Here is a 19,918-nt window from a genome sequence, read left to right as displayed (position 1 = left end):
CGTGCTGAGATACTTCTCTTCAACAATCCGACGCTCGATCTCGTCTAGCGAGTATTGCAATGCTCGATCAATCTGTTTGGCCTTCAGCTCGGTTATTGTCTCTGTTGGCTGTAGCCTTGGGAACAGTTGACCTATGCCCTTCTCTCTTAGTTCCTGCCTATTCTGTACAGCAACACGGAGAGCTTTATACTCTTTCAGTTCTTTCACAACAGCCTTTCTGACTTCTGACTCATTCACTGGTTGCAGAAATGACAGTTGTTCTTGTACCTGTGCGCTCATTTCCAGATTCCCCCTCGCGGTAGCCCGTGATATAATTTTCTTGTCTAAGGAAAAATTATCCGGCTCCCGATTGGGGGCTCTCTTTTTAGGAGGTATCCAATGCCTGAGATTACTTTCATTCCTCCAGAGTACAAGCCATATTTCGTTTTAGGGATTACTCTTGTTTTCATTGTCCTAGGAATACTGTGGTATTTGAAAAGTAGGTAAGCCACTTCTGAGAGGAATGTGGTTTTTTTGTTGCTTGATTAAACACAAGAAATATTAAGTTAAAACTGGACATTTCTATTCTTAATACTGACCCCTAAGCGCGATTTTCTGCTAGAATAATGCTGTATTCTTACCAAATATTGTAGGGGTCGTGAATTCCTTGCTTGAACAATTGCCACTAACTGAAATAGCTAAAATTGTCATCCCCGGCATCATTGCTTTTATGACAGGCCGTTATTTATCTAGACATTCACGTAACATCAATGCAGCTCAGGAGCAATTCGATAAAGCGTATCTTCCAATGTATAAAATAATTGAGCCATATCTGTATAGCGACAATGAAGACGAGAGAGAACTTTTAATTGCCGTTAAGCTCATCAATCAAATCGCTAATAAAAACAAACACTTGGTTCCTGAAATATTAAGACTTGAACTAAATTCTTTAGTCAATCGGATGGAATCTAAGGATAATTATGCTTTCTTGATTGATTTTGTTAGCTGGTCTATTGAAAAAAGATACTTTCAGCTATTATCAATTCTTGGGTACCCGAGAAGAATTGGTATATTCAATCATATGCATGCATTCTCTATTCGTAGGTTAACAGCTAGACTTAGACGATTAGATTTATTGTTAGGGAAAGTAATTCTTGTGTTACTTTTCATCCCTATTTTTATTCTGATAAGCACTTTCCTGTACAACCTATTTATAAGAGTACTGACCTTTATCGCCGGTTTATCTACTTAAATAGCCGATAATAAAACCAGTAACAAACGTCGCAGCCGAAAGGAGTGCTCCTTTCAAGTCATCTATGATCAGAACTACTCACTCCTTTCCAAACTTTCTCTTTTGTTAAACAGCGATCCCCTTCGCCTTCAGAAACGCCCGGCATACTGCTTTTGGTGCAGTATCCCCAAAGCCATGAACAATGTCGCGGTCTTCTCCAATGCTCAAACATCTATAATCAATTAGCCCGCCGTCCATGAATCTCGTCTCGATTTGGAAAGGAAACCCTTGTCTCGCTGCTTCCTCCACCAGCACGCCCATGCCTTCCCATTCAGTAGAGAAGTGGGGTATTTCACGCCACGCGCCGTCCTTCAGGTGAATGTCGATGTGTTCATCAACTTCCCATCCCAGCCCTACTGCCACCTGCTTGTCTAACTCACGTCCTGCTTGCATTCCGTTCCCTCCCATTTCCCGTAATATGGTAGAATAAAGGCATCTATTTAGGGGGTAGTTTAAGATGATAGTTGTAAACATGGGTGATGAAATGTTTAATGATGGCCTTTTTTATACTGAGCAAGCAGTGCTACACCAAGACAAGCTCTTCAACAAATGGCGTTACTGTCGATCGGCTATCATTAGCTACTGCGCTTCTGCTGAAGCAGAAATGTCAAAATTAATCGCTACTTCTTTAAAAAAATCACTATGCCAAGATCCTAACTCTAATCCCGAATACGAAAAAATCCTAAATTATATCAGTGATCCCAATATCCAAGGCGGTCCTCCAAGACAATTAAATGGCATCCAAAGTAAATATGATTTACTAAGGGAATTAAATGGGCTGACTGATGCTACAATTGATAGGCAATACCAGGAACTAACTTGGCTCAGAAATAAAATTATTCACTACACTTTCAAGAGCTCAAACGAGGTATATTCCGCCACTATATTAGACAGTGCTAACGAAGCTAGGGAAACTATTAAGCGATTCATATTAGAATTGCATTCGATTGCTAACGAAAACCCTCCGGATTGGGTAAATTACACTTCATCAAGGGATATCCAATAAGGATATCTTTTCTTTTCAGAAGTAATGATGTGTTAATTGCACCACTGGCAAACCCAAGTGCCGTTTCTTTTTTATGTTCTTCCGACCCTCGCAGTCTCGGCACCCCATCACAACAATGCTGTTGTCTGGAAGCTGTTCAAGCTGCTCCTTGGTTAATTCCATGTGTACGCCTCCTCATTTAGCAAATCGATTGTTTTGATCAGACTTGAAAAATTAATAAAACTTGGTACAATATTCTTAAGGCGGGTTGTAAAGGGGGATGATTATGTTAGCAAACATTTTGATCTCGCGACCTTTCCCATTTTTCCTGGACAAAATCCGAGGTGCGTGGAAAGGCTACATCGCCCTATTTTGAAAATACAAGCCGCTATTGCGGCTTTTTTCTTTTTCTCCACCCGTTACTTAATAAAACGTGTGTTGTGTTTCCTATTCATTGACAACCTGATTGCCGCCCTCCAAAATGGTAATATGTGTGGATTCAGATTAGAAGAGAGCAGACATGCTCTTTCGCTCTTTCCTATATTATCGAAAGGAGTGAAGATAAAAATGGATTTAGATAACTACAAACTCATTTGGACAACCGGAAAAGAAAATTATGTTTTAGTAAAGATGGATGGTCGTTATTTTGTTTGTAACCGAGTTACTAATACACTTTTGTTAATTGAAGATGAAGATCTCCATGAAGCGATTGTCAACGAAATGTTAAAAAATCAGTGCGAGATAGTAGAAGAGAGTTAAACTCAATTTACCATTTTGATAAACTACTCCGTCCACCAAGCCACGCATGGAAATGATTTAACGTCATGCACCCATTCGCGGACGGTTGTGGTTTCGTATGGAGTCCCCCTCATTGCTTCCACCTGAACTGATTTATCCATTGGGTAGTCGCTTACCTCATATTCAGCCCAGTCTTCTTCGCTAATCCTTGTCGTCTGCTTGTACCACGCTACGACTGATTCTTTGTCATAGCCCACTACAACCTCATATCGATCTGGACCAATGGCGAAAGCTTTCAAATTCTTCGTTTTTTCATTAACAATGGAATCAAGCCAATTGGTGATGTCGTTACTCAATTTTCCATTGGTTGTGACTTCGGCATATTTACGGAGTGCTGCTACTGCTGCCCCGTCTATATCTGGACGAAGAACAAAGCAGTTGTTAACCAATTCACCCGTCTCCACTTTACGCACGTCGTATTTCACGTACAAACCGTTATTGTCCACAGTTCTTTCCTCCCTTTCTTCCCTACACATCGTGTTAAGTGCCAAACTCGAAAATGTTCATCTGGGCTGTTTCGCGTTGGATTCGCTTTTCTGCAATCTTGATATAATCCGGATTCAACTCTGTTCCGATGAATGCGCGACCGAGATTTTTGGCTACTACTGCCGTCGTTCCGGATCCCATGAACGGATCAAGCACTATGCATTTGCCAATACCAGTATTGTTTGAACAACTGCAGGTGGGCTTCCAACCAACAGTTTCAGCATTTACCACTGGTCCACGCTTTAGATTTTCGTTTCCATTCAGGTGACCTTCTTGCCACTTCCCACTGGCGTTCAGCTCTTCAGAGGTACGACCAGCTTTTCCTGATCCTCCTTGGAATGTTGTTGACTTCTCCACGATTCTTTTCCAAGGAGCTCCACAACATTCGCAAGCACGCGAACTTGTTCCCGCGAGAATGCACGGTTCAATCAATTTTTTGGGATATGTTGCAAAATGAGCTTCTGGAGTTTGCTCTGTGGCCACCGTCCAAACACTCCGACGATTCCGTAGTCCCGATTCATTTGGAACATTACCGCTACTCTCACGTTCAACCGAATCCGAATTGTAAAAACTTCGACCTTGTGTGTACCCCCCGCCACCACGAAATGTTTTGGCGTTACCTTTTCTCCTTCGTGACTGTTCTGGTCCAAATGCACCTGTTGATCCAGCCGGTGCGACAAAGTTTGTTCCAACTGCAGGTTCTTTAACTGCTTCAGCGTCGTAAAAATATTTCTGGCTCTTTGATAGCAGGAAGAAGTATTCATGAGCTTTTGTTGGTCGATCTTCCACGCTCTCAGGCATTGGATTCAGCTTGTTCCAGATGTTGTCCATCCTTAGATACCATCCGTCTGCTTGTAGCGCTAATGCCACACGCCATGGAATGCCAGTCAAATCTTTCGGCTTGAGCGATCCATATTCAAACTGCTTATAATCAATATTTCCCTCGGACTGCCCTTTGCTTTGTTTATGAAATCCTCCAGGATTTCCTTGACCATTACCGTTACGCCCCTTCATACTGCCTGCGTAGCTATCTCCAAAATTCATCCAAAGCGTCCCGTCATCTCGTAGCACTCGCCAAACGTTCCGGAAGACAAGCACCATGTGAGCAACGAACAATTCTGGAGTCGGTTCCAGTCCGAGGCATCCTGTCCATGCTGGTACCGTTATGGCTGGTACGCCAGTCATTGGCGTGTAAGTTACTTCTGGCCATTCTGTCGGAGGCAAGCCATAGTCACGCAACCCCCAATACGGTGGACTGGTCACGCAGCAATGGAAGAACTTCTCTGGCAGCTTCGGCATTACCTCAAGCGTGTTCCCTTGTATGATCTGGTCCAGTTGCACCTGACGGCCTCCTTTCTTATCTCTCTGAGCAGTTTGTTAAGCCTCGTATTTTGTTGATAAAAGGAGAAACCTGTCCAAAGCCAGAATTAATAACACTGGATATTGTTTCCTTTTATACTTTCTTGGGGTGATTTACATGGAAATTATTCTTACTAGTTTTTGGGAATTCACTGAGTGGGTTGCTAATTGGGATGCTGACAAATGGGCAGCTTTTGGGCAAATAATGGGTTCAATTGCAACTTTCTGGGCAGTTTTTATTACTTTGAGAGCGACCCGTAGAAAACCGCGAATTTTAGTAAGAAGCAATGTCGTACTTGTATTTGACGAAGGTTTAAAACTTAATGCTACCGTGGTGAATATTGGTGATAGACCAGTAAAAGTTGAATCTGTTAAATTCACGGTTAAAAGATCACTAATTGACGTAATTCGTAGAAGAAGACCTTGGCTTATTATGGTCCATGGAGTCGCAGGGACTTTGCCTAAACTCCTTGATCCCTCTGATTCCATTAACATCGGAATGGATATCGACACGGTTATCAGCTCGATCAAAACTATCTTAAATAAACCAAAAGGTAAGGTTAAGATTGTAAGCTATGTGTACGACACGATTGGGTACGCACACAAAAGCAAAAGCATCACTGTTGATTTGGAACATCCTTTTTCATGAAAAAGGATGTTTATTCTATTAAATTCTTCTTTTAAGTTGACTTTAATGAACAATGAGTTAACATAATTGAGCTTGTGTGCCCATCTTTTTTGTTCCAGTCTCCTCGTGGCATAATGAAGACGAAGGAGTTGTTCTAATGGAAAAGTCATTTTATTACTCGGTCGAATGGTCTGAAGTCAGCTATTTGAAAGAGGCCTTAGATGCTATGGAGATACCTTATGTGATTGAACAAGATTCCGACCGTCTACAGCTCGATGCTGGTAATGTTGCCATCGTGTTCCCAGACCTTCCTGTTCGGGTCTATGGGGGCGTCCACGAACTGTTTGGCAGTCATGGACGCCGTTATCCTGAGTAGCCTTATTTACTCCCGTTCCAAGACGGTAATGCTCCGCCTACTTTCCAGTTGTTCACCTGTGGATTAACGATGGACTGCTTGATATGGTCGTTTACTTTCTTGGTTAGAGTTGAGCGTTTCCAAGGGTGATCTGGCGCTGGTTTAACGGCTGTCATATGATTTCCGCCTTTCTAGGGGAGAGGAGCAGCTTTACGCTGCCCCCGGTTCCTCACCGTTCTTTGTCATATGTTCAGCAACGAGTTTCTTGTATTTGGACCAAGCCGTTTGAAGTTTGGAGGAAGAGGTGCCGATGGACGAGGCAATCTTAATCCACGTTTCACCATTTTGTTTTCGTGCAAGCAATGCAGGGAAGTCATACTCCATTTCTTCAAACGCTGGAGCTTGTCCGCTCAAGATGAACGCCACCAGTTTATCCTTGTCGATTGCAGCGACAGCATCATCCTGTTTATCTTCCTCTTGATCGCTGTCAGTTGTGTTGTCATCGGTTTCCTCTTGGCTTTGCTGCTCTGAATCAGGTGTGTTATTCTCCGAATCTTCGGTTTGACTTGAGGTGTTTTCAGAGCCTTCCCCTTTTTCTGAGGATTCGTCGCCTCCGTTCTCCTTATCACCAGTATCTTTGGTGTCTTCCTCGTTGTTTTCGGTAACTTGTGTTACCACGCCAGACCGATCAGTTGTGACAGATAAACCACGATGTTCTTCTCTTTCATCCTCGTCAAAGTTCATTGCCATTTGTGGATTGCCAAGGCGTACAACTACCTTGTCACCAACCATGTCTACAATGTCCGCCAAATCGTATGGATCAGGCTTCCCTACCATTTCCAAGTTCACAACAATCTTTTTATCATCCGATGCCATTTTCTTTACTATTGCCGTAAATTGTGCGTGTTTGCTCATTTTCCACACTCTCCCTTGGTTTATATGGCTTTTTTCTCTTCACGTTTTTTTGCTTTCCACTCGTCAATGGTGATCCAACCGCCATATTTCTGAACCTTTTTAAGCAATGTCAATTTCAGATTCGGATACTTGTACATGAACATTTTTGCTTTGATCTTGAAGGCTTCTGTCTCTTCACCCTTGATATCAATAACCTCCAGCGATCCATTAAGGTGAAGGACTTCAAAATCCGCCTTGTATGTTATTGCTTTAAGATTCTTGCCATTCCGGTGGCATTTTTCCTGAAGCACGTAAACAGGTTGCAGTCGCATGTCTTGGATTTCACCAGCAGCCAGCTTTTCTTTTAGTACAAGGTAATACTCTGACTCTGCCTTGGAATCGAACTTGATACCATCCACAATGGTGATCTGGTTGTTATATTTGGGCAGCTTTGGCTTATCTGTTTCTTGTTTGGCTGCTCTGGCTCTGCGCTTCATGTTATGCCCCCTTCTTGATCGTCTTTGTATTACCGGAGAAACGATGGATCAAAACCAACTCTGTCGTGCTATCGCGCTCAACCAGCCAATTTGCTGGGTTTAAATTACGTGCTTCCAAGTCTTTTTTTTGCCGCCTGTTTGGGCGTTTGCCTTGCTTCATGTCTGCTCTCCTCCCGGTTTAGGAACCCGTATTCAACGATTCTTGTACCTGTCGCCCTGGAGCCATATCCCAGTCGATAAATTCCTGAAAGACACGCCTAAAGGCAAGGTTCACTGTGCCAACCGATCCGTCTCGATTCTTAGCAATGATGAGCTCAACCTTGCTGATTGGTTCTCCTGTTGCAAAATTTACGTACTCTTCGCTGTCATCCCTATGTAGAAAAGCAACCACATCAGCATCTTGCTCGATATTTCCACTTTCGCGAAGGCTTGAAAGGTTCGGCCGTTTTACAATCCCTTTATCAATATCCCGGTTTAACTGTGCAAGAAGTACAACGGGGCAATCCAATTCCTTTGCTAATTCTTTCAGCGCTCCTGTATACTCCCCGATCTCTTGATCACGGTTAAGGTGGCGGTTACGTCGACCTCGCCCTTTATTTCCAATAAGCCCAAGGTAGTCAATCAGAATCATACCCACCTTGCCATGCTTGCGTTTTAATGCTCGAGATTCTGCAACGATTTCGTTTAAAGCTTGCCTCCCCTTATCCTCCATGTAGATATTAGAGCGATAAAACTTGTCACTTGCCTGCGTGAATACTTGCCATTCGCCCTCGCTCATCTTGTTGTGGCGGATTTTCAAAAGAGGTATCTTTGCCTCTGCTGCGAGCATCCGGTTTAACAAATCTCCCTTTCTCATCTCTAGCGAGAAAATCGCTACCGGATCGCTGTCCGGCTGAATACCAGTCGTCCGTGCCATCTTCAATGCGAACGCTGTTTTCCCAACGGATGGTCTAGCACCCAGGATGATCAATTGCCCGCCGCACGCTCCACTGGTAAGCATGTCTGCTTTGGCTATGCCCCACGACTTTCCAAGAAGGGAACCACTCTCTGTTCGAGTGTTTTCGATTACGGAAATGTGATCGAGGATAAAATCCTTTACCGCTTGCAATCCCCCACGTTTACTTGGTCGAATTTCAGCGACCCTCTCTTCTGCCAAGTTCAGCAGCTCTTCGGCAGATTCATAATCCCCGTTCAATACTCTGGAGCGAAGTGACTCCGCATATCGGAATACTTTCCTTGTCGTTGCTGCTTCCTTGACCAATTCAGCGTGGTGGTCTACTGCTGCAGCTGAGGCAACGACACTACCGAGACTCGTCAAGTACGGTACGCCACCAATCGCATCTAGATGTTTTTTATTACTCAATTCGGTGGTTAGTGCTACGAGGTCTATCTTTTCACCTCTGTCTCGAATGCTGAGCAAAGATTTGTATATATCTTGGTGTCCTGAGTGTGAAAAATCTTCTGGAGACAAGATCAATTCAATTTCGTCGAGGATCATTGGCTCCATGATTATGCTGCCTAGCGTTGCCTTTTCTGCTGGCAGGTTCTGTAGACGCTCAATCATGTACTTTCTCCTTTCCCAAAAAGCATTTCTTGAAAGGCCAAGTCATTTGCAGCACGCCTTTCAAATCCAGCGTGTGTTTGGTCTGAACTATGGCCCATTGGACCATTTGTTGATGGTTGATCCACACGTGCCTGGGGCATGGGAACCACTTTCCTGCGCATATTTCCATCCAGTTTGTCGTATTGTTTTCGCAATGTACCTGCTGACAGGATATTGACTTGCCAAAAGGAATCATCTGTTGCCCACTGGATGACTAGCTGTATGTCATATTTGCTACGCTTGTCCAACTCGATCATCTTTCGCATATCATTTGCCCATGAAGCGAGTGCAACTGGTGTGGCTTCTGGAACCTTAGCGTCAGGTTTCCATCGAAGGATACGGTCGCGGAGATACCTTGCCAAAATAAAGGCGTCTGTTGACTCGTCATAAACGCGCTTAGTGCGTTTGGGACAAGAATCTTTTTTACGTTTTACATGCTGTTCTTTATTGCTGTTCTTATATACTTCGGGAATCTCTTCGGGATTCTCTTCCGAATCTCTTCGGGAAAGCAGTTCATCAGAACCCCCTTCAACGCTTGATACATTAAGGTTTTCGTCACCCTCATTCTTCGGGATTTCAGGTGGAATGTCTTCGGGATTCTCTTCGGGAAAATCTGACCCTTTTTGACGGCTATAGCTACCGAGATTTTGAAATGCATCATAGTGGTTGACGGTGATCAGCAATCCGTTTTTGGTGTTCCCTCGGTAAAGTTGCCACTGGATCAATCCCATTGCTTTTAGTTGATTAAGAGAGTATTTGATTTGATCCTCGGACCAGTTTGTCTCTTTGGCGTAGTCCTTCATGATGAATACAACTTGTCCACGTTTACACTTTTCGTTGTCCTTGAAATTTGCTTCGCTCATAATCTCTTGGAAGATCCATTTGTCCCTTTTGCACCGAAAGGTTAAACGGGGAAGGACGTAAAACCCCGTTGTCCCATATTCTGCTATGCCCATCCCCTGCCCCCTCTCATGACACTCTGCGATGACTTACAATCTCCAGAAAGGAAAAGGGCACTTCCCAAATGTGGAGCTTTCGTCTGCCCTTCCCTTTCAATAACGCCCAATCTTCACCGTCGCGTTGAAAGGTTTTTGAGACCTTCCAGCGCATGAACCGCAGATCATATTCTTGACCTTTCATTTGGACTCATCACACCGATCTAACCTTGGGAAAATAAGTCTGCTTAATTTTCATTGTTTGTATCTGACCCCGACTGCTGGTTATCTGCATCTTGGTGCTCTGGCACTTCCTCAACCGCGTATGCTTCCGCATCGATCCAAGCGACAGTTGACATATCTTCTGCTATCTCATGCTTGACCGTTTCATCCATAACCAAGGCTTTTGCCATTTCCGCAGATTTTGGAGCGTATTTTAATACCTCTTTCAACACGGTTTTCTTAGCCATTGCCGGGAAATCAGTCTTCCAAGGGGTAGTCCAGCCTTTCTGATATGCTTGCGAGTATTTCTTTGCATGGGCTTCAATTCTTTTCGTTGACCAAACAACGAAGTCAAATCCACCATTTTTCAACTTATAAACTGCATAAAAATGTGTGGGCTCCCCTTCTGGCTGATCCGCAGGCTTGTGATTCATCGTTTTATCAAGACCGTATGAATAACTAAACTCGTCGTTTTTATAAACTTCATGGGCGTATATCGCTCGGTACTCACCAGTACGGTGCGCCAGGGATATTAGTCCTTTGTATCCCACTTGGAATTGCGCTTCTGTCCCATACGGGATAAGATATGCCTCGCCAAGTGGTGTATTTGGCTCTAATCCCAATTGGGCGGATTGCATAACCCCAGCTAATAGGCTCATTTGATTGCAATTGAGCAGCTTTGGATTTTGACGAATTGCTGTAATAGCGATCCTCCCCAATCTATCCGGGGTAAGATGCTTCGGAAGCGCCTTAGCTATCTCTGGCTCCATTCTTTTTAATAGGCCAGCGATTGACTTTGCTGGATCGTTTGCTTGAACACCTTGCTGGGCTCGATTGGCAAGCTTCCCAGCCATATCTTGCGGGTTTCCCATCCATTCGACCTCCTATGATGATTTTGGTAGGTAAAGCCGTGTATGTGCCTTTTTCACAAAGTTCATTTGTTTCTCAGCTATCACTGACCGCGTAACTTTTTTTTCACCAATCCAACCAATGGCGTAATCTTTCATGGCGTACATGATTTTGTTCTGAGCTTCGGTTTTCAGAAATTCATATTCCTTGATCCTTGCAGCTGCTTCGTGATACTGCTCAAGCCATTCCATTGCCTCGTTGGGGAGGATGATTTCTTGCCCGTTAGACTCTGGGTAAAGTTGCTTGATCATCTCTGCTGTTGTCTCAGCCCCGTCCATGGCTGGTGGAATATCCTCTTCAACCAGTCGCCAAAAATCAGACTCGATTTTGATTAGATGGGAAATTACCTCGTCATTCCGATCAACACGCTTGTGTCGGAAATCATTGCCGCCGATCAGAACAGCGATATATGCGAACTGTAGGCCAGTCACAGCGAGGTAATGTTGAACCTGCAAGTAATAATGGTCGGGAATCTTTTCGTCGTCCCATTCAGAAGCAAAGTATTTGTCAGCAGTCTTGCACTCTAAGACTCCTTGTTTCCCGTCCTCGTAGATCAATCTATCGAGGTTAGCCAGCATGAATGGATACTCTCGATGTTGGAGCATTTCATGAATTGGCTCGATTTTTAATCCAGTTCGTTCAGCAAATTCATCTGCAACAACTGGCTCTAACTTTCGCCCAAACCGAGCTGCTTGTGATTCCTCTTGTGAGGGCTCAACCTTACCCGTCTTTTCGAGCCAAACGGAAATTGGAGAACGATACTTGCTAAAACCAGAGACAGAACCAGCGTCTGATCCGCCCAAGCCTTTCTTTCTCAACTGGAGCCATTCTTGATACGGCATGTTTTCCGTGGAGACCAGTTTCAAAGCTCCCACAGAACCACTCCCTCTTGTGTTAAATCACTTGATAAGCTACGATTAACTTGATTCCCAATCGTGCTTTTAGTCCTATGATCCCGTTGCCGCGGGATCTTTTGTCTTTCACCTACCAACTTAAAGGGTTTCCCTAATTCTTCTCGAATGTAGATAATTGTCGGAAAATGGGTATTATTACCTGACTCCGATCATTTGAGATTCGAGGAGGTGAAACCTATGCACTATCAACCAGTAAATTCAAGTAACTTGAGAGCAGTAGCTTATGACCCTTCAACTCAATTACTCGGAATTCGCTTTAAGGGCAATACTGAGTACCATTACTACGGTGTACCGCAGAGTATATATCTTGGTCTCATGAATGCTTCTTCACATGGAAGCTATCATGCTGCTTACATCAAAGATGTGTATCAATATCGCCGTGTAGCCTAATCTTCAATGATCAAGACAATAGTAGGTCCAGTTTTCTCCACTTTTTTATCTCCATTGATTGAAAACTGGTAATTCTGGTGTGGGGGGACTTCCAGAACCGATACGCCTTGTCTATTCATCAGTTCCTCCACTAGTTTTTTTGTACTGACCTCTACCACTACTCCACCTCCTTTCTCTTCACGAGGCAACCACTGCCACACCCTCTACGGCAGCCGTTGTAGTTCCTTGCCTACGCCACGTCTTGACCTCGCTATGTATTACTTGGAGGTTCGAACCTCCGTGGAAAACTCAGTTCACGTGCGACCCTCAGATTTTAAAATGTCGACCGAATTTTCCACGCAGGGCCGAAGCCCGCGTTACTTTATCAAGCGTCTTGCCTGTTCCCTTATCCCCTCTACGAAATCCTCGTGATTCATCGATGCTTTCCCCCCAACAAGAAGCTCCAATTCTTCGATAACATCCCGCACCATCCATTCAAGCCCGCTGTCATCAACATCAAACGCTAAGGGTTCCATTTGCCGCTGTCTGTTAGGCTCAGTCCGTTCGACGTACTCTGGAAAATCAAGCAGTTGCTGCATGCACCAACGCCTCCTGTTCCTCCAGCTCGGTTATTTCTGCAAGACGTGCGTCAATTTCATCTTGACGAGCATACATGCGTTTTTCTGCTTCCGATGCTTTTTTTCGGTAGTGCAATGCATCGTCCATATTGCTATTCATTTCTGATTTGGCTTCGTCACGCAGCTCAGCCAAATTCGCTACTTCTTTTTGCAATTCCTGAATACGGATGTGTGCTGGCTTCATTGGGCTTGTCCTCCTCTATGTGGTTGTGGTATTCTTCCGATACAGTGTTTTTCTAAGCCGTCTGTTCGCTGCAGGCGGTTTTTTCGTATTTTAGGAATGCTGCGACTTCTCTCGCTTTTAATAAAACCGCTTTCCTCTTGCCCTTCACCATTACATACGGTGCTTTAAGAAATCGCCTCTCCCGCTTTGCCTTTACCTCTCGTAGTCGAGCAGCTAGCCATAGAGCCTGTGATGCTTTGTTGTTTGCCAATCCCCTCTGACTTTCGACCACTTTTTCCAATGCTCCGGCAGCTTGCTCCAGCTGTTCCTCATCTAAGTAACCGGGCTTCCCACCACACATTTCGATAAGAACATTTGCCGTGATGATAAGCCGTTTTGCTTGCCAGCCATTCCCCTCTTGCTGGACCCTGACCTTCTCTTCGACTAACGCGCCGATCACAATGAGCAACTGGTCTTGATCAAATACCATGTACTGATTACTCATGACGTCCTGCCCCTTTCATCACCTTTATAAAACCTCTGCTCAAAAGTTTTGCTTTGTGCTTCGTCCATTGGGCTATCCAGCCTAACTTTGATTCTTTCGTGATCACTGCCGCCATGTGTGTTGTGGATGTAACCACGTCCAATGTCTCTTGGACCAAGTGTTCAATCTGATGCTTTTCTGATGTACTCCATGTGGAAGGCGGTTTTAGAAGGATGGGTTGGGCCCGCCTTATGGCTAGTAGTAGCTCTTCGACTTCCTCAACCGTTTTAGCGACCACTGTATGCCTATTTAGTTCCACATTGTCGCCGTCCAAAAGGATCGGGCTTGTACCTGATGTCGATTCGTAAGCAGCAGCCATTGCTAAGAACGGATTGTTTGTTACTTGTACAGCTTTCGACTTAACATCGGGCGGCGTCATAATTCTCCCCGTGGTGTATGAAGAAACTGCCTCCCGGCTTACATTAGCTTCAAAACCGAAAGCTAACTGTGTCATGCCAGCCTCTTGAAGTGACTGACCTAACTGTCTACCAAAGTCGCTCATGTGTTCGCACCATCCTTACCAGCGTTATTCTGTTTTCGATGTACAATGTATCTAAGCTCACATTCCAGACTCTCCCTCGGCATCCATATGAGCCGAGGGCATTTTTCTTTTTCGTATCAGTTCATGAAGCCTTTCTTTGTAAACCAGAAGTTTTGGAAGCCGACGCTCTCTTTTCTCACGCGACCAGTTTGCAGATTGATTGACTTTCTTGGTGTACCAGCCGATTCGTTTGACCAGAATATCGAGTTTGTCCATTTCGAACACCTCCAGTAATTGGTAGGACTTTCCACCCATTCTGTCGAATTTCTCTGTCGGAAGAACGTGTACTTTGGCGAGTGGCGTTCTCTGACATTTCACAGAAAGGAGGGAAATCATGGCTAAATTTGAGATTAGTTGTGCTAAATGTAGTGAGGTGCTTCCAATTACTTTCACCAACATTATCGAAAGAACATCGTTACAATGCTTTAATTGCCAAGAGGAAATCCCTGAAAAGTTACTTTCTTCATACAAGGGAGTTGCGGAGAACTATCTCGCTGCCCAAGAAAACAGTACCGTTATCGGAGATCGCAACATGTTCCGTGGTGTTTGGGGTCTACGGATTGTTGAGTAGTAAGTTGTGAGTGAATGAAACTGATTGCACTTTGAAACTCACTCAGAGAACAATTATGTTGAACAGCGAGACCAATTATTCTTGAAGCAATTTCATGGGTATTGTTTGAAACGTAAAGCAGATCACGAATATTTCGGATGGCTGGCCTTTTGTCGGTCATCCCTTTTCACCTCACTTTCATCACACAACTGCATGCAGCGTCGAGTCATGGCAGTGACCTCCACCTGACCTTGTTTCACCCTTACCCGGCGAAATGGTGGTATGTATTATGGCGCGGCTCATATCGTCGCTCGCTCCCGCTCTTCGGCGCTCTATGCAGTTGTGTGGTAAATGATTCGTTTGTAGCTCAACCTATCTTTGCGTTGGGCTTATCTGTTGGAAAGGGATACTTGCCTTTCCGCTGGAGGTCCATCAAGATTTTTGGAAGCACTTCACAGACCAACTTCTTTGTGGCTTGAGGGCTTGGTACCATCCGATCGTTCTTACTCAATCATCACCGCCTCCTTTATGCTGGCTTTTGATTCGATTTCTCAATTTCCGAGAAATTATCTTCAAAAAAAATTGTGGGATTAACAGATAGTCCCAAACGGCAAACCAGTTCAAATTCGTCAATTGTCATTTGTGATGCACCGCTGATAATCCTGTAAAATTTCCCACGCTTCATACCAGTCTTATCTGCAACATAATTTAATTTTAGTCCCTTTGAGAGAATGTAGTTTCTGACCTTATCGCATATTCTCATATCATCACCCCTCCGAATTCTCATTTTATGAGAACTTATGCTTAAATAATAAATCTCATTTTATGAGAAGTCAACTATTTTAATCACATTTTCCGAGAAATATTTCTCTAATTACAGGAAAGATGCTATTCTTTTCTCGAAGGGTGGGAAAATCCATGTCTTTTTTAGGAAATCGTTTACGAACAGCAAGGCTAAGAAAACAATTATTACAAGTTCAGGTTTATGAGAAAACCGGCATTAATAATAAAACTTTAAGTAGATATGAGTCGGGTGGATCAGAACCAGATGTTGAAACGCTTAAGGTGTTAGCTGAATTGTACGGAACCTCCATTGATTGGCTCACTGGACACACAGACAATCCCTTTCCTTCTGAAAATGCAAAAATCCAAGAAGAACAAACCAGTTATCTTATAGACCTCCTGAATGATTCTGAATTGTCAACTGAGGATAAGGAAATGATTAAGCTGATTAAAGAACTGCCAGCAGATAAAAAGCGCCTCGTTAAAGAATTACTCGCTGCTTTTGGAAAAGAGATAGACAAATAACATGCCATCCCCTCACTGAGATAGGATGGCTTTTAATTTTGCTTTATGTAGTTGGCATAACTCAGATTCATTCGTAAGAATTAACTTTAGTAATAGAATTTCCTCTTTTGTCCACTCTGGATGCTTTTTCGATTTCTCTCTTTTTTTCATGGAAACACCCTCCCACACTAGAGCATTGTTCATAGAGCCAGTTTTAATTCCATAACTCCGGCATAGATTAATGCGAAATCAGCATAAAAGAAAAAATGTCACAGATTCCAATATTTCGGACATCTGCGACTATATTACCATGACAAATTTCATTGTTATTTTTCGTAGATACGAAACTTGTCGAATTTCCCACATGAATAAATGCTTAACTCCTGCATTATTTTAGACAATGCTGCCTGATAGAGACGAATATTGAAGAACACTGTCGAAACTATGTTATTTACAAATTTTTAATTGATAAAAACCGTTTCCATCCATCCACAAAATCCTTTTCAACCACTTTAAACTTTGTAAAATCATGAATGTTTGCCTTCATATATATAAACTTGCCGTCAAAAGATTCCACTTTGGACAAGTTGATTACATTTCCTCGAGCAAATCTACGAAACCATGAATCATATAAATAGTTTTGATACTTTTTTATATTCGTGTCAGTTGAATACCATTCTGATTCCGTATAGATTCGCGTTCCACCGTACTTTGTTCCTATATAGATGACTTCTTTAACTGGTACCATTATGATCGTTCCATCAGTCGTTATAGGTACATACGAACCGCCAAGAATTTCAAATGATCGATATATAGCGCGATCCGCTAATTTTTCTATTGCTTCAATTAGTGTATTCGTATCGTCATAAACAAACACTTTTCCTAATACTGCAATACACCCATACTTTTGTGCTTCTTTTTCGTTGACCTCGTGCTCTACACCACTAAGAATAACGCTCGGGATACGGTGTCCGCTTTCCCTAATCAATCGCAAAAAGTCTAAGCCAGTGGTTTCATTCTCCAATCTATGGTCGGTTATAATCGCGTTGATAAAGTCACTCTGTATGATTTGAAATGCCTCTTCAATATTCGTAGCGAGAATTACTTTTTTTACTTGTTGAAGTGCTAGAAGCTTTGTCTCAAGCAAAACTCGGTGGCCTAAGTTATCTTCTAGTACAAGGATGTGCAAACCGTTCATTTACTTGTCATGCCTCCTGCGAAAAAAAAGGCGCATGCAGCGCCCTTTATTTCTTGAGTAGCTCGTCTGGAACTTTTGGGCTGTTCGTTAACCACGGTGAAGCCAAGTTTACCGTTGTCATTGCAACAATTGATAAGAAACCAGCAAAGCTAAATGTAGCTGCTTTTGTAAGTTTAGTCATCACTTTATACATCAGTATCACCTCCTTATCCTGATGAGGGAAAGTGATTGTAAAAATACAGCTTTTGTTATAATCGGCAATGCGATCAGCGCGGTAGCGATCACAATAGTGATAGATATTATTTTCAACAAAGGATAACACCGGGCTGGGAGACGTGATTGATTCTCGATGTTTGAAGGTGAGAATAATGTTACCAGCACCAAGCTTACACAGTTCAAAATCAAGCCTACGTTTTGAGTTACCGGTATAAAAGGTACAATGACCGCCATTCCAATAGAGACAATTGCACAACCGAGAGCTGTCGATAAATGATAGCCCCCAGAAACCTGTCTAAGGCTTGCAAATGCTACCAAGAAGAGCGCTGTCTCTTCCAATGACCCAAGTACGAATCCAATAGCCAGTGAGCACAGAACCACAGTACTCCCATTCAAAAGAATAATTAAGGCATACTCCAGCTTCGCTACAGATTGAGGCAAATCAGGATTTATCCGTTTCATGCTGGAAGCAATTTTAAATGCGATGGATTCTATCAACGATTTCGCCTCGCAATCAAGTAACCTAAGACCATCATTATGATTAGTGATAGTGCAAGCATAACTAAAATATCGATACTGTCCGCCTTTGTTAGCATTAGATAATATCCCATGCTAAATAGGAACAACAGACTTACGACCAATCCAAGTAGAAAATAATTATTTCTCTTTTTAAAGATCACGTTTCTACCATGCGGAACATCAAAGCCTGCAAAGTTCAAATCTATGAGCTTTGCTAGTACAAACGCAGAGACGATTGTTGACCCCTGTAATATGTAATGTGCTCTCCCCCCGCTCAATACTTCATCGAGGGTCAAAACATTCAACCACTCCAGGACGTTCAGGACAACGAAAACTTGCCAAAAGCCATAAATTACAAATGTTGCGCTCATCAAGATGGCATACATTACGTTGAATTTGAACACACCCCACAACAAGAGTGTAAAAAGACCCAATTGAATAAAAGAGGAGTATTCAGCTAAATGAAAACCGTACTTCAACGAGTATGCTACAAACGTGAGCATCAAACACGATATTATTACTTCTGGCCAAAACTCTCGGAATCCAAATTTAAAGATAGAAAAAACAAGTGCAAATATTACTAGGTATTCCAAAACTGAGCCTACGACCAACAAAATGATCTCCATGTATATCTAAAGTCCTCCTTTTGCTACTTGAATTATAGCGAAAGGAGCGACAGGATAATATCAAATTTTGGTATAATTAACAATTAGTTCAGCACTTCTGTATCAAAAGGAGAGAGTGTTGTGAGAGTAGCCCTATATATTCGAGTCTCTACAGAAGAGCAGGCAAAGGAAGGCCACTCTATTGGAGCTCAACAGGATCGTCTTCTTGATTTTGTTCGATCGCAAGGTTGGGAAGTAGCCGAGATTTACATTGATGACGGATACAGTGCCAAAGATTTAAATAGACCTGCAATACAGCGACTATTAAAAGACTGTGAAAAGAAAAAGTTTGATGTGCTCCTGATTTACAGATTAGACCGTTTAGTTCGCAATGTAATTGACCTATATAATGTCATGGAACACCTAGACAAGCATGACGTAATGTTTAAATCTGCGACAGAGGTTTACGATACTACATCTGCTATGGGCCGATTCTTCATTACATTAGTTGCTGCTATCGCACAATGGGAACGTGAAAATCTTGGGGAACGTGTGACGATGGGTATGGAGAAAAACTTTCGCAAAGGAGGATGGAATGGCGGAGAACCTCCTTATGGGTATCGTTTGGAGGATGGAAAGCTAGTTGTTTACGAACCAGAAGCCGCAATAGTCAAACGCATCTTTGATTTGTATAAAACAAAAGGACAGCGGGAGATAAGTAAGATTTTTAATAAAGAAGGCCTCAGAACTGGAAATGGTGCGCTCTGGGCTGGGTTCACAGTAAGATACATCCTATACAATCCGGTTTATATAGGAAAAAAGAGATGGATGGATAACTTGATAGATGGTGATCATGAAGCCCTTGTTTCAGAAGAAGATTTCGAAGCAGCAGCTATTCTTTCTAAGAAACGGTTGATATCCCGAGAGAAGACTAATGTTTGCTTTCCGTTTACTGGCATTTTAAAATGCGCCCGATGCGGAAGTCCGCTCCAAGGTGGGGAGAAAAAGCAAAAGCTTAAAAATTACCGTTATTACAGATGTAGTGGTCGATTTGCTCAAGGAATATGCGAAATACCCATAATCGCTGAAGACACTGTCGAAAAGCTCATGCTTGAACAAATGGATTTCATTATAGATGGTTCATGGCAAAGAGAAATCGAAGTCGCAAACGATCATCATGTTACCTTTACTGTTCCTGATCACGTACAATTAGAGCGTGAATTGAGTGAAATACAAAAGCGGAAAAAGAAATGGCAGATGGCTTTTGCTAATGATGTAATTAGCCTAGATGACCTCAAACTCCGCATGCATGAAGAAAATGAACGCGAAGAGACTATCAGGGCTCAACTCATGTCAGAATCATCTATGGATAAAACGATACCTAAGTTGTCAAAAAAAGATGTTATGACATTTGCAAAGAGCATAAAGGAAAG

Annotated in this window: 34 protein-coding genes; 9 read left to right on the top strand and 25 right to left on the bottom strand. The window is 42.9% G+C overall.

Features of this window, described 5'->3' with window-relative positions:
* The coding region (locus tag HP401_RS28510) for an ArpU family phage packaging/lysis transcriptional regulator (RefSeq protein ID WP_173607483.1) at positions 1-279 on the bottom strand (279 nt) is incomplete at its 3' end.
* A gap of 367 nt (positions 280-646) precedes the next feature.
* Between HP401_RS28510 and HP401_RS28505 the strand changes: the two genes are divergently transcribed.
* Complete coding sequence (locus HP401_RS28505; RefSeq protein ID WP_173607482.1) at positions 647-1,231, top strand: hypothetical protein; 585 nt, start codon at positions 647-649, stop codon at positions 1,229-1,231.
* 105 nt (positions 1,232-1,336) lie between these two features.
* Here the strand turns inward: HP401_RS28505 and HP401_RS28500 are convergent, their stop codons facing one another.
* Positions 1,337-1,663 (bottom strand): hypothetical protein, encoded by a 327-nt coding sequence (locus HP401_RS28500; protein WP_173607481.1) that lies wholly within the window; start codon positions 1,661-1,663, stop codon positions 1,337-1,339.
* A gap of 64 nt (positions 1,664-1,727) precedes the next feature.
* Between HP401_RS28500 and HP401_RS28495 the strand changes: the two genes are divergently transcribed.
* A complete protein-coding gene (locus HP401_RS28495; protein WP_173607480.1) occupies positions 1,728-2,276 on the top strand; it encodes a hypothetical protein in 549 nt (182 codons plus the stop codon).
* A gap of 15 nt (positions 2,277-2,291) precedes the next feature.
* Here HP401_RS28495 and HP401_RS28490 read toward each other — a convergent pair whose 3' ends face one another.
* Positions 2,292-2,438, bottom strand: a complete 147-nt coding sequence (locus HP401_RS28490) for a hypothetical protein (protein WP_173607479.1) — start codon at positions 2,436-2,438, stop codon at positions 2,292-2,294.
* Positions 2,439-2,471: 33 nt separating this feature from the next.
* On the opposite strand from HP401_RS28490, the gene HP401_RS28485 reads away from it, so the two are divergent.
* On the top strand, positions 2,472-3,014 hold the full coding sequence (locus tag HP401_RS28485) for a hypothetical protein (RefSeq protein WP_173607478.1): 543 nt from the start codon (positions 2,472-2,474) through the stop codon (positions 3,012-3,014).
* 23 nt (positions 3,015-3,037) lie between these two features.
* Here the strand turns inward: HP401_RS28485 and HP401_RS28480 are convergent, their stop codons facing one another.
* Entirely contained in the window at positions 3,038-3,499 is a 462-nt protein-coding gene (locus HP401_RS28480; protein WP_173607477.1) for a hypothetical protein, read from the bottom strand.
* 34 nt (positions 3,500-3,533) lie between these two features.
* Entirely contained in the window at positions 3,534-4,880 is a 1,347-nt protein-coding gene (locus HP401_RS28470) for a DNA-methyltransferase (RefSeq protein ID WP_309145169.1), read from the bottom strand.
* Between the two features lie 136 nt (positions 4,881-5,016).
* Between HP401_RS28470 and HP401_RS28465 the strand changes: the two genes are divergently transcribed.
* Both HP401_RS28465 and HP401_RS28460 read left to right on the top strand, forming a co-directional pair.
* The gene (locus HP401_RS28465; protein WP_144612369.1) at positions 5,017-5,547 is read left to right on the top strand and encodes a hypothetical protein; all 531 of its coding nucleotides are present in this window, start codon (positions 5,017-5,019) and stop codon (positions 5,545-5,547) included.
* Between the two features lie 136 nt (positions 5,548-5,683).
* Positions 5,684-5,902 (top strand): hypothetical protein, encoded by a 219-nt coding sequence (locus HP401_RS28460; protein WP_173607476.1) that lies wholly within the window; start codon positions 5,684-5,686, stop codon positions 5,900-5,902.
* A 2-nt stretch (positions 5,903-5,904) separates the two neighbouring features.
* Here HP401_RS28460 and HP401_RS28455 read toward each other — a convergent pair whose 3' ends face one another.
* The 8 genes from HP401_RS28455 to HP401_RS28420 all read right to left on the bottom strand — a co-directional run bounded on the left by HP401_RS28455 (position 5,905) and on the right by HP401_RS28420 (position 11,816).
* The gene (locus HP401_RS28455; protein ID WP_173607475.1) at positions 5,905-6,057 is read right to left on the bottom strand and encodes a hypothetical protein; all 153 of its coding nucleotides are present in this window, start codon (positions 6,055-6,057) and stop codon (positions 5,905-5,907) included.
* Positions 6,058-6,091: 34 nt separating this feature from the next.
* Positions 6,092-6,796: a hypothetical protein gene (locus HP401_RS28450; protein ID WP_173607474.1), complete on the bottom strand. Its 705-nt coding sequence runs from the start codon at positions 6,794-6,796 to the stop codon at positions 6,092-6,094.
* Positions 6,797-6,816: 20 nt separating this feature from the next.
* Complete coding sequence (locus tag HP401_RS28445) at positions 6,817-7,272, bottom strand: DUF1064 domain-containing protein (protein ID WP_254457216.1); 456 nt, start codon at positions 7,270-7,272, stop codon at positions 6,817-6,819.
* 1 nt (position 7,273) lies between these two features.
* The gene (locus tag HP401_RS28440; RefSeq protein WP_173607473.1) at positions 7,274-7,432 is read right to left on the bottom strand and encodes a DUF6906 family protein; all 159 of its coding nucleotides are present in this window, start codon (positions 7,430-7,432) and stop codon (positions 7,274-7,276) included.
* 18 nt (positions 7,433-7,450) lie between these two features.
* Positions 7,451-8,836: a replicative DNA helicase gene (locus HP401_RS28435; protein ID WP_173607472.1), complete on the bottom strand. Its 1,386-nt coding sequence runs from the start codon at positions 8,834-8,836 to the stop codon at positions 7,451-7,453.
* On the bottom strand, positions 8,833-9,831 hold the full coding sequence (locus tag HP401_RS28430; RefSeq protein WP_173607471.1) for a hypothetical protein: 999 nt from the start codon (positions 9,829-9,831) through the stop codon (positions 8,833-8,835). Before HP401_RS28430 ends, HP401_RS28435 begins: the two co-directional genes overlap by 4 nt.
* A gap of 227 nt (positions 9,832-10,058) precedes the next feature.
* Positions 10,059-10,904 carry a recombinase RecT gene (locus HP401_RS28425; RefSeq protein ID WP_217366261.1) on the bottom strand — a complete coding sequence of 282 codons (846 nt, stop codon included), beginning with the start codon at positions 10,902-10,904 and terminating at the stop codon, positions 10,059-10,061.
* 12 nt (positions 10,905-10,916) lie between these two features.
* Entirely contained in the window at positions 10,917-11,816 is a 900-nt protein-coding gene (locus tag HP401_RS28420; RefSeq protein ID WP_173607470.1) for a YqaJ viral recombinase family nuclease, read from the bottom strand.
* A gap of 216 nt (positions 11,817-12,032) precedes the next feature.
* On the opposite strand from HP401_RS28420, the gene HP401_RS28415 reads away from it, so the two are divergent.
* Positions 12,033-12,245 carry a KTSC domain-containing protein gene (locus tag HP401_RS28415; protein ID WP_173607469.1) on the top strand — a complete coding sequence of 71 codons (213 nt, stop codon included), beginning with the start codon at positions 12,033-12,035 and terminating at the stop codon, positions 12,243-12,245.
* On the opposite strand, the gene HP401_RS35415 is transcribed toward HP401_RS28415, so the two are convergent.
* The 6 genes from HP401_RS35415 to HP401_RS28385 form a co-directional block, all read right to left on the bottom strand.
* Positions 12,242-12,403: a BC1881 family protein gene (locus HP401_RS35415; RefSeq protein ID WP_173607468.1), complete on the bottom strand. Its 162-nt coding sequence runs from the start codon at positions 12,401-12,403 to the stop codon at positions 12,242-12,244. The two genes, HP401_RS28415 and HP401_RS35415, sit on opposite strands and share 4 nt — an antisense overlap.
* A gap of 198 nt (positions 12,404-12,601) precedes the next feature.
* Positions 12,602-12,823 (bottom strand): hypothetical protein, encoded by a 222-nt coding sequence (locus tag HP401_RS28405; protein WP_173607467.1) that lies wholly within the window; start codon positions 12,821-12,823, stop codon positions 12,602-12,604.
* Entirely contained in the window at positions 12,807-13,046 is a 240-nt protein-coding gene (locus HP401_RS28400) for a hypothetical protein (protein ID WP_173607466.1), read from the bottom strand. Before HP401_RS28400 ends, HP401_RS28405 begins: the two co-directional genes overlap by 17 nt.
* A gap of 52 nt (positions 13,047-13,098) precedes the next feature.
* Positions 13,099-13,530 (bottom strand): hypothetical protein, encoded by a 432-nt coding sequence (locus HP401_RS28395; protein WP_173607465.1) that lies wholly within the window; start codon positions 13,528-13,530, stop codon positions 13,099-13,101.
* Entirely contained in the window at positions 13,523-14,071 is a 549-nt protein-coding gene (locus tag HP401_RS28390; RefSeq protein WP_173607464.1) for an XRE family transcriptional regulator, read from the bottom strand. Before HP401_RS28390 ends, HP401_RS28395 begins: the two co-directional genes overlap by 8 nt.
* 57 nt (positions 14,072-14,128) lie before the next feature.
* Positions 14,129-14,326, bottom strand: a complete 198-nt coding sequence (locus tag HP401_RS28385) for a hypothetical protein (protein WP_173607463.1) — start codon at positions 14,324-14,326, stop codon at positions 14,129-14,131.
* A 118-nt stretch (positions 14,327-14,444) separates the two neighbouring features.
* On the opposite strand from HP401_RS28385, the gene HP401_RS28380 reads away from it, so the two are divergent.
* Positions 14,445-14,681, top strand: a complete 237-nt coding sequence (locus HP401_RS28380; RefSeq protein WP_173607462.1) for a hypothetical protein — start codon at positions 14,445-14,447, stop codon at positions 14,679-14,681.
* Between the two features lie 505 nt (positions 14,682-15,186).
* Here the strand turns inward: HP401_RS28380 and HP401_RS28375 are convergent.
* Entirely contained in the window at positions 15,187-15,423 is a 237-nt protein-coding gene (locus HP401_RS28375) for a helix-turn-helix domain-containing protein (protein WP_173607461.1), read from the bottom strand.
* Positions 15,424-15,578: 155 nt separating this feature from the next.
* On the opposite strand from HP401_RS28375, the gene HP401_RS28370 reads away from it, so the two are divergent.
* Entirely contained in the window at positions 15,579-15,968 is a 390-nt protein-coding gene (locus HP401_RS28370) for a helix-turn-helix domain-containing protein (RefSeq protein WP_173607460.1), read from the top strand.
* Between the two features lie 12 nt (positions 15,969-15,980).
* Here the strand turns inward: HP401_RS28370 and HP401_RS28365 are convergent, their stop codons facing one another.
* The 5 genes from HP401_RS28365 to HP401_RS28345 form a co-directional block, all read right to left on the bottom strand.
* Complete coding sequence (locus HP401_RS28365; protein WP_173607459.1) at positions 15,981-16,118, bottom strand: hypothetical protein; 138 nt, start codon at positions 16,116-16,118, stop codon at positions 15,981-15,983.
* Between the two features lie 280 nt (positions 16,119-16,398).
* Positions 16,399-17,145: a response regulator transcription factor gene (locus HP401_RS28360; RefSeq protein ID WP_144619461.1), complete on the bottom strand. Its 747-nt coding sequence runs from the start codon at positions 17,143-17,145 to the stop codon at positions 16,399-16,401.
* 46 nt (positions 17,146-17,191) lie between these two features.
* Positions 17,192-17,338, bottom strand: a complete 147-nt coding sequence (locus HP401_RS28355; RefSeq protein WP_144619460.1) for an AgrD family cyclic lactone autoinducer peptide — start codon at positions 17,336-17,338, stop codon at positions 17,192-17,194.
* Between the two features lie 5 nt (positions 17,339-17,343).
* The gene (locus tag HP401_RS28350) at positions 17,344-17,859 is read right to left on the bottom strand and encodes an accessory gene regulator ArgB-like protein (protein ID WP_173607458.1); all 516 of its coding nucleotides are present in this window, start codon (positions 17,857-17,859) and stop codon (positions 17,344-17,346) included.
* On the bottom strand, positions 17,856-18,506 hold the full coding sequence (locus tag HP401_RS28345; protein WP_173607457.1) for a hypothetical protein: 651 nt from the start codon (positions 18,504-18,506) through the stop codon (positions 17,856-17,858). The genes HP401_RS28350 and HP401_RS28345 overlap by 4 nt, the downstream gene beginning before the upstream one ends.
* 120 nt (positions 18,507-18,626) lie before the next feature.
* Between HP401_RS28345 and HP401_RS28340 the strand changes: the two genes are divergently transcribed.
* On the top strand, positions 18,627-19,918 hold a 1,292-nt coding region (locus HP401_RS28340), incomplete at its 3' end, for a recombinase family protein (protein ID WP_173607456.1).

This window comes from Brevibacillus sp. HB2.2, assembly GCF_013284275.1.
GTDB classification, from domain to species: Bacteria; Bacillota; Bacilli; order Brevibacillales; family Brevibacillaceae; genus Brevibacillus; species Brevibacillus brevis_D.
The sequence above is the reverse complement of the archived record's forward strand: the minus strand, read 5'-3'. Positions and strand labels throughout refer to the sequence as shown.

Excerpts from the sequence above, each read along its gene's own strand:
- HP401_RS28460 (WP_173607476.1), top strand. The coding sequence starts at position 5,684 with ATGGAAAAGTCATTTTATTACTCGGTCGAATGGTCTGAAGTCAGCTAT.
- HP401_RS28440 (WP_173607473.1), bottom strand. The coding sequence starts at position 7,432 with ATGAAGCAAGGCAAACGCCCAAACAGGCGGCAAAAAAAAGACTTGGAA.
- HP401_RS28455 (WP_173607475.1), bottom strand. The coding sequence starts at position 6,057 with ATGACAGCCGTTAAACCAGCGCCAGATCACCCTTGGAAACGCTCAACT.
- HP401_RS28400 (WP_173607466.1), bottom strand. The coding sequence starts at position 13,046 with ATGAAGCCAGCACACATCCGTATTCAGGAATTGCAAAAAGAAGTAGCG.
- HP401_RS28380 (WP_173607462.1), top strand. The coding sequence starts at position 14,445 with ATGGCTAAATTTGAGATTAGTTGTGCTAAATGTAGTGAGGTGCTTCCA.
- HP401_RS28490 (WP_173607479.1), bottom strand. The coding sequence starts at position 2,438 with ATGGAATTAACCAAGGAGCAGCTTGAACAGCTTCCAGACAACAGCATT.
- HP401_RS28430 (WP_173607471.1), bottom strand. The coding sequence starts at position 9,831 with ATGGGCATAGCAGAATATGGGACAACGGGGTTTTACGTCCTTCCCCGT.
- HP401_RS28355 (WP_144619460.1), bottom strand. The coding sequence starts at position 17,338 with ATGTATAAAGTGATGACTAAACTTACAAAAGCAGCTACATTTAGCTTT.
- HP401_RS28495 (WP_173607480.1), top strand. The coding sequence starts at position 1,728 with ATGATAGTTGTAAACATGGGTGATGAAATGTTTAATGATGGCCTTTTT.
- HP401_RS28405 (WP_173607467.1), bottom strand. The coding sequence starts at position 12,823 with ATGCAGCAACTGCTTGATTTTCCAGAGTACGTCGAACGGACTGAGCCT.
- HP401_RS28390 (WP_173607464.1), bottom strand. The coding sequence starts at position 14,071 with ATGAGCGACTTTGGTAGACAGTTAGGTCAGTCACTTCAAGAGGCTGGC.
- HP401_RS28395 (WP_173607465.1), bottom strand. The coding sequence starts at position 13,530 with ATGAGTAATCAGTACATGGTATTTGATCAAGACCAGTTGCTCATTGTG.
- HP401_RS28500 (WP_173607481.1), bottom strand. The coding sequence starts at position 1,663 with ATGCAAGCAGGACGTGAGTTAGACAAGCAGGTGGCAGTAGGGCTGGGA.
- HP401_RS28375 (WP_173607461.1), bottom strand. The coding sequence starts at position 15,423 with ATGAGAATATGCGATAAGGTCAGAAACTACATTCTCTCAAAGGGACTA.
- HP401_RS28435 (WP_173607472.1), bottom strand. The coding sequence starts at position 8,836 with ATGATTGAGCGTCTACAGAACCTGCCAGCAGAAAAGGCAACGCTAGGC.
- HP401_RS28365 (WP_173607459.1), bottom strand. The coding sequence starts at position 16,118 with ATGAAAAAAAGAGAGAAATCGAAAAAGCATCCAGAGTGGACAAAAGAG.
- HP401_RS28415 (WP_173607469.1), top strand. The coding sequence starts at position 12,033 with ATGCACTATCAACCAGTAAATTCAAGTAACTTGAGAGCAGTAGCTTAT.
- HP401_RS28445 (WP_254457216.1), bottom strand. The coding sequence starts at position 7,272 with ATGAAGCGCAGAGCCAGAGCAGCCAAACAAGAAACAGATAAGCCAAAG.
- HP401_RS28450 (WP_173607474.1), bottom strand. The coding sequence starts at position 6,796 with ATGAGCAAACACGCACAATTTACGGCAATAGTAAAGAAAATGGCATCG.
- HP401_RS28370 (WP_173607460.1), top strand. The coding sequence starts at position 15,579 with ATGTCTTTTTTAGGAAATCGTTTACGAACAGCAAGGCTAAGAAAACAA.
- HP401_RS28360 (WP_144619461.1), bottom strand. The coding sequence starts at position 17,145 with ATGAACGGTTTGCACATCCTTGTACTAGAAGATAACTTAGGCCACCGA.
- HP401_RS28425 (WP_217366261.1), bottom strand. The coding sequence starts at position 10,904 with ATGGGAAACCCGCAAGATATGGCTGGGAAGCTTGCCAATCGAGCCCAG.
- HP401_RS28465 (WP_144612369.1), top strand. The coding sequence starts at position 5,017 with ATGGAAATTATTCTTACTAGTTTTTGGGAATTCACTGAGTGGGTTGCT.
- HP401_RS28345 (WP_173607457.1), bottom strand. The coding sequence starts at position 18,506 with ATGGAGATCATTTTGTTGGTCGTAGGCTCAGTTTTGGAATACCTAGTA.
- HP401_RS28385 (WP_173607463.1), bottom strand. The coding sequence starts at position 14,326 with ATGGACAAACTCGATATTCTGGTCAAACGAATCGGCTGGTACACCAAG.